This is a genomic window from Streptomyces sp. DH12, assembly GCF_020873895.1.
Classification (GTDB): Bacteria; Actinomycetota; Actinomycetes; order Streptomycetales; family Streptomycetaceae; genus Streptomyces.
Genome location: NZ_JAHWGT010001086.1, coordinates 1 through 451, shown reverse-complemented (window position 1 = coordinate 451; position 451 = coordinate 1). Strand labels below are relative to the sequence as shown.

Sequence of the window (451 nt, the reverse complement as noted above, 5' to 3'; positions counted from 1 at the left end):
CCGCGGCTACGACACTGGCCGTCCTGTGCGCCGGCCAGACCCTCGCCGCCCCGCAGGCCGCAGCCGCACCCGCCCCCGCGGCCGCCCTGGACGTCCGCACGTCACCAGCGTCCGAGGTCCACGCGGCCGAGGACGCGGCCGCGCGGGCGGTCGCCGCCGCGCTCACCGACCCGGCCTGGCGTGTCCGCGTCCGCCAGGCCGCCCTCACCTCGGACGAGGTCGCCGTCACGGACCTCGCCGACGGCGCCCTGAAGACCACCCTCGCCGCGGCCGACCGCCGGATCGCCGCCGCCAAGGGCCTCGCCCCCGACGTCGGCCCGCTGCTGCGGCTGCGGCTCGGCGACCCGTCCATGCGCGGCGCGCTCACCGCCGGGACCCAGCCCTGGGTGGCGGCAGCCACCTCGGACGACGGCCCCGTCACCGCGTACGACAGCACGGGCCGGACCCACAC

The 451-nt window shown here is 80.0% G+C and carries 1 protein-coding gene; it reads left to right on the top strand.

From position 1 onward, the window contains the following. Positions 1-451 (top strand): DUF3103 family protein (locus tag LPA54_RS38645; protein WP_228985054.1); only part of this gene is annotated, 451 nt, incomplete at both ends.